Here is a 5,809-nt window from a genome sequence, read left to right as displayed (position 1 = left end):
GGCCGGGGGTTGTGGGGCTTGTGCGGGTGGTCGGCGCGGCTGCTGGCTGCTCGGCTGTCCGTCTGGCCCGTGGGCTGTCTTGGCCGGCTGTCCGTTCACGGTCCGGGCGGCCCGGCCGCTGACGCCGTCAGGGGGGCCGGCCTGCCGCCCGCGCTCACGGACGGAAGTGGCCGAAGGCGCCCCGGTGGAAGAGGAGCGGGCCGGTGCGGGCGGCGTCCGGGTCCGTGCCGAGGGCTTCGACCCTGCCGACCACAATCAGATGGTCGCCGCCGGTGTGCACGGCCTGGATCGTGCAGTCGATCCAGGCGGGAACCTCCGCCAGCCGCGGCGAACCGGTGGCCGGCGCGGGCCCGTAGGAGACGCCGGCGAACTTGTCGCCACCACTGACCGCGAACCCGCGGCAGAGCGCGCCCTGTCCGGCCCCGAGGATGTTGACGCAGAACACGCCGGCGCGAGCGATCCGCGGCCAGGTGGTCGACGTACGCCCCACCATGAACGCCACCAGCGGCGGGTCGAGGGACAGCGAGGCGAAGGACTGGCAGGCGAACCCGGCCGGCTCCGGCTCTCCGGGGGCCGTGATGACCGTGACTCCGCTGGCGAAGTGCCCCAATACGGCGCGGAATTCGGCCGGATCCAGCGGGGCGCGCTCGTCGTCGCGCACGGCGCGCAGCGCGGGCCGCGGCGGGGCGGAGGCGGCGGCCGGTGAGGAGGCGGAGGCCGGTGCGGCGGCCGTGGTGGGCGCGCCGACGGAGCGCAGATACCGCACGGCCGTGGCTGCCATTCCCGCATGTCCCATCATGTCTTTCAGTGAACCTGATGCAGCGTCAGATGTGAAGGTGCGGGGCGCCGCCGGCCACCCGCACGTGTGGTTTACCGGCGCATCGGATCCGGTCTCGGGGGATTCGCGCGAGATTGGTCGGTGGATTCCTGATTGCGTGTCGTCCGCACGGGTAGCGTCCTGCACGGCCGCGTCCGTAGCCGAACACGGGGGAGAGTTCCGGTACATGGCCGATGCGAGACCGACGTCAGCTTCGTCCGCCGCGTCACCCACCTTCGACGAGGTCTTCTGTGGGCTGCTGCCCCGCCTCTACCGAAGGGCGGTGATGCTGGCCGGATCCAGACAGTCCGCGGAGGACGTGGTGCACGAGGCGTACCTCAAACTCGCCCGCCGCCCCCAGCGCTTCCTCGCCCATCCGGAGCCGTACGCCTACGCCTTCACCGCCGTGCTCAACGTCGCCCGCGACGCGTACCGCAAGGACCGGCGGCAGGTGCTGGTCGACGGCATGGAGGAGGTCGAGGAGACCGGCGCGGGCGGGGCGCCGGTGAGCGGCTCCGGCGGCTGGGACGGCGGAGTGGAGCGCCGGCAGGCCGAGATCGAGGCGGTGCGCCTGCTGGGGAAGCTGTCGCACCGGCAGGCCGGCATCGTCATCCTCGTCGACCTCGACGGCTACACCCTCGACCAGGCCGCGAAGATCATGAAGGTGCATCGGGGCACCGCCGCCCGCCATCGCGCCCGTGCGCTGGACAGACTGCGCGCCTACCTCGTTGAATCGGAGCACGGGCAGGCCGGGAGGTGAGCGGCGCGGTGGGTGTGGGGTCACGCTACGACGGCGGCGCGGGCGGCGGCGGACGGGACGCCGGCGGCGGCCTGGGGGACGGCGCCGGGGACGATCCCGAGGCGCTGCTGCGCGCACGGCTGCGGCGCGCGGACGAACAGATCGAGACACCGCCCGGACTGTGGGACCGCATCAGGGAATCGGGCTCCGGGCCGACCCCCGCCGTGGTGGCGCTGCCCCGGAGGCGGCCGTATGCGGTCGCGCTCACGGTGGCGGCCGCGGTGGCCGCGGTGCTGCTGGGGGTGTGGTGGCTGATGCGTCCCGGGTCGGTGTCCGTGCGGCCGGCCGGGCCGCCCCCGACGGTGAAGATCACGGTCTACAACAGCGAACGGGCGTGCCGCACGGGCCGCTCCCTGGAGTGCGCGCTGCGGCTGGCCAAGGACCCGCACACCGCGTACGCCGCCCGCGGCAATTCCGCCGGCCGGGTCTGGCACGGCGATGACCTGGCCGCCCGCTGTGTGGTGACGGACGGCCGGATGGTCCGCGACGAGGAGGGCGTCACCTCCACCCGCTGGTATCTGGTCACCAGCGGGCAGGGCGTACGGGGATGGCTGCCGGGGGTGCGGACCCGCAACACCCGTGAGGTGCCGGAGTGCCCGGATGGGGTGGGGTAGGGCCGGGGTACCCCGGGGGCAGGAGGCGCCCCGAAGTGGCCTAGCGCCGTAGTGGCGTAGTGCCGTGAGCGCCGTAGGGACGGTGGCGGTCCCGGGGTTGGTCCCGGGGCCGGTCAGCGTCTCTGGTCAGCGTCCCCGGTATGCAGGGTTGCGGCGCGCCACGAAGGAGGCGACCCCCTCCTGCGCGTCGGCCGTCGTCATATTGATCTCCTGGGCGGTGGCTTCGGCGGTGAGAGCCGTGGTCCGGTCGCTGTCGAGCGAGGCGTTGACCAGCTGTTTTGTCAGAGCCAGTGCCCGGGTCGGGCCGGCCGCCAGCCGCTCGGCCCACTGCCGTGCCACGGTCCTCAGCTCGAAGTCCGGGACGACCCGGTTGACCAGCCCCAGCCGTTCCGCCTCCGCGGCCGGTACGGCGTCCCCGAAGAACAGCAGTTCCTTGGCGCGCTGCGGGCCGATCAGCCGCGGCAGGAGGTAGGCGCCGGCGCCGTCCGGGACCAGGCCGCGGCGGACGAACACCTCGATGAAACGGGCCGATTCGGCGGCCAGCACCAGGTCGCAGGCGAGCGCGAGATGGGCACCGAGCCCGGCCGCGGTGCCGTTGACGGCGGCGATCACCGGCTTCTCGCAGTCCAGCACCGCCGTGATGAGCCGCTGCGCGCCGTGCCGGATCAGCCGGGCGACATCGCCGGTGACCCGCTCCTCGGCGGACGGTGCGCCGCGCAGATCGGCGCCGGCGCAGAAGCCCTTGCCGGTGGCGGTGAGGACGACGGCCCGTACGTCCGGGTCGGCGGAGGCGTCGGAGAGCCGGCCGATGAGGCGTTCGCGCTGGTCCGGGGTGAGGGCGTTCAGCACCTCCGGCCGGTTGAGAGTGAGCCAGCAGACGCCGTTGTCAGTGGTGTGGAGTATCAAGGAGTCGACGGGGTCCGTGCGTTCGGCGGAGCCGGCGCGGGCGGTGCGGCCGTCGGGCCCGGCGGGCTCGCCGGGCGCTTCGGGGGGAACGGAAGAGGGGGACGGTGAGCGGGTCATGGGGGAGCGGCTCCAAAGGGGACGGCCGGGGCGCCTGCGCCGGGCCGCGGCCGGGTGGTCGCGGTGGTGGTCGCGGGCGTGGCGGCGGGCGCCGGGTCCGGCAAAGCGGCGGTGGCCGGCGGCGGGGCGGCGGCCCGTCTGGTGGCGGCGGGGGTACGCGCCGGTGCGGTCAGGGGCAGACGGCGAGTGCGTCCAGGGCCACGGCGCCCTGGCCGCGCTCCAGGACCACCAGCGGATTGATGTCCAGCTCGGCCAGTTCGCCGTCGAGTTCGAGGGCCATCCGCTGCACCCTCAGCACGACCTCGACCAGCGCATCGACGTCCGCGGGCGGTGCGCCGCGCACGCCGTCCAGGAGGGCGCGGCCGCGGAGTTCGCCGAGCATCGCGCGCGCCTGGTCCTCGCCGAAGGGCGGTACGCCGACCGCGACATCCCGCAGGACCTCCACCAGGACCCCGCCCAGGCCCACGGTCACGGTCGGCCCGAAGAGGCTGTCCCGGGTGACGCCGACGACCATCTCGACGCCCCGCTCGATCATCTGGCAGACCAGCACGCCGTCCAGCGGGGCGTCCTCGTAACGGGCGATGTCGGTGAGCTCGCGGTAGGCGTCCCGGATCTGGCTTGCCGAGGTCAGACCGACCTTGACCAGGCCGAGTTCGGTCTTGTGCGCCAGCTGCGGCCCGGAGGCCTTCATCACCACGGGGTAGCCGACCAGGCTCGCCGCCCGTACGGCCGCCGCCGCGCTGGTCACCAGCTGTTCGCGGGGGACCCGGATGCCGTAGGCGCGCAGCAGCTGCTTGGCCGCGTGTTCGCTGAGCTGCTGGCCCGGACGCATCAGGGCCCGCGCCTTGCGTGCGGACGGGGAGAGGACGCGCGGGGCGTCGTCGAAGGGGGAGCGGTAGCCGGCCGCGAAGCGGTGGTGGTCGAGGTAGGCGCGGACGGCGGTGATGCAGTTCGCGAAGGTGCGGAAGGTCGCCACCCGCGAGGAGCCGAGGAGGGTGCTGCGGTAGGCGTCCTCCGTGCCGACCGGCGAGCCCCACACCACACACACCAGCTTGTCCGTGCGCTCCGCCGCGGCCACCAGATCCTGCGCCAGCTTGTCGCTCATCGGCGGGAAGGGCCCGGTGATCGGGCAGATCAGGACGCCGATGGACGGGTCGGCCAGGAGCGCATCGATGATCTTGGGTCCGCGCCAGTCGCCGACCGGGTGCCCGCCGTTGTCGACCGGATTGGCGACGCTGAGATAGTCCGGTATCCACTGGTGCAGTTCGGTCTGCTTCGCGTCGCCGAGGGTGGGCAGCCGCAGCCCCGCCGCGGTCGCCAGATCGGCGAAGTGGGCGCCGGTGCCGCCGGAGATCGAATAGACGGCGACACCCTCGGCGAGGGGCTTCCTGGCGCGGGCCAGCAGCGCCGCGGTGTCCTGCAACTCGTCGAGCCCGTCCACCCGGATCACCCCGAACTGCCGCATCGCGGCGTCCACGACCGCGTCGGCGCCGGTGAGCTTGCCGGTGTGCGAGGCGGCCGTCCGGGCGCCGGTCTCGGTGCGGCCGACCTTGACGGCGACGACGGGGACCTTGTTGCGGGCGGCGCGGTCGGCGGCGAGGAGGAAGCTGCGGCCGTCCTTGAGCCCTTCCACATACGCGGCGATGGCGCCGACCTCGGGCCGGGTGGCGAAGTAGGAGAGGAAGTCGGCGGTCTCCAGATCGGCCTCGTTGCCGGTGGGGGCCCAGTGCGAGAGGCGGATGCCCAGTTCCTGAAGGCTGAAGACGGGCCGGCCCTGGTGGCCTGACTGTGTGATGAGGGCGATGGCCGGGCCGTCGAGGTCCGTGCGGAACTTCTCGAAGGCGTTGAGGTTGGTGTTCGGCCCGAGCAGCCGCAGGCCGGAGCGTGCGACGGCCTCGGCCAGCCGGTCCTGGGCGGCCGCACCGCGCTCGCCGGTCTCGGCGAAACCGGAGGCGAAGGCCACGGCGAACTTCACCTTGGCCTCGGCGAGTTGCTCGATGACCGGCAGCGGGTCGCCGACCAGGAGGACGGCGAGATCGACGGCTTCCGGCAGATCGGCGACGGTGGCGTGACAGGGCCGCCCGAAGACCTCGGCGCGCCCCGGGTTGACGGGGTGGAGCCGGGCTCCGACGCGTTCCGCCCAGGCGATCAGCTGGCGGGTGATGCCGGTGTTGGGGCGGCCCGCGCTGTCCGAGGCGCCGACCACCGCCACGGACTCGGGCCGGAAGAACCGGTCCAGGTCGGGCACCGGAGCCTGCAGCGGACGCCCGCTGACATCGCGGTCGAGGGCGTCGGTGCCCTGTCCACCGCCGCCGGGGTGCGGTTCACTGGTGCCGTGGACGGTGTGTGGTCGTTGCTCCCCACAGGCCACGACGCGGGCCGGCCGGGAGTGCGTGGTGAGGGTGCCGTGAGTCGATCCAAGCATCGCAGACGCCCGCTCCTCTGAGACGGCTCTGATTACCTGACACATAGTCAGGTTACTGAACTGACGCCCCGTCAGGAATATGGATGCACGGTAAACCTTGGGCGGCGGGTGGGGTGGGGGCTGCCGGGTGG

The 5,809-nt window shown here is 73.4% G+C and carries 5 protein-coding genes; 2 read left to right on the top strand and 3 right to left on the bottom strand.

Translation table 11 applies throughout. The features are described from left to right. Nucleotides 1–154 precede the first annotated feature (154 nt). Entirely contained in the window at nt 155–781 is a 627-nt protein-coding gene (locus EST54_RS33035) for a flavin reductase family protein (RefSeq protein WP_129251365.1), read from the bottom strand. 223 nt (nt 782–1,004) lie between these two features. Here EST54_RS33035 and EST54_RS33030 point away from each other — a divergent pair, with 223 nt between their 5' ends. Beyond that, nucleotides 1,005–1,577: an RNA polymerase sigma factor gene (locus EST54_RS33030; protein ID WP_129251364.1), complete on the top strand. Its 573-nt coding sequence runs from the start codon at nt 1,005–1,007 to the stop codon at nt 1,575–1,577. Nucleotides 1,578–1,585: 8 nt separating this feature from the next. Further along, nucleotides 1,586–2,230, top strand: a complete 645-nt coding sequence (locus EST54_RS33025; protein ID WP_244942668.1) for a hypothetical protein — start codon at nt 1,586–1,588, stop codon at nt 2,228–2,230. Between the two features lie 126 nt (nt 2,231–2,356). Here EST54_RS33025 and EST54_RS33020 read toward each other — a convergent pair whose 3' ends face one another. Then, entirely contained in the window at nt 2,357–3,253 is an 897-nt protein-coding gene (locus tag EST54_RS33020; RefSeq protein WP_239013218.1) for an enoyl-CoA hydratase/isomerase family protein, read from the bottom strand. A gap of 169 nt (nt 3,254–3,422) precedes the next feature. After that, entirely contained in the window at nt 3,423–5,678 is a 2,256-nt protein-coding gene (locus EST54_RS33015; protein ID WP_129251362.1) for an acetate--CoA ligase family protein, read from the bottom strand. Nucleotides 5,679–5,809: the final 131 nt, after the last annotated feature.

It is taken from the genome of Streptomyces sioyaensis, assembly GCF_004122735.1.
GTDB classification, from domain to species: Bacteria; Actinomycetota; Actinomycetes; order Streptomycetales; family Streptomycetaceae; genus Streptomyces; species Streptomyces sioyaensis.
Note: the sequence above shows the minus strand (reverse complement) of the source record. Positions and strands in the feature narration are given on the sequence as shown.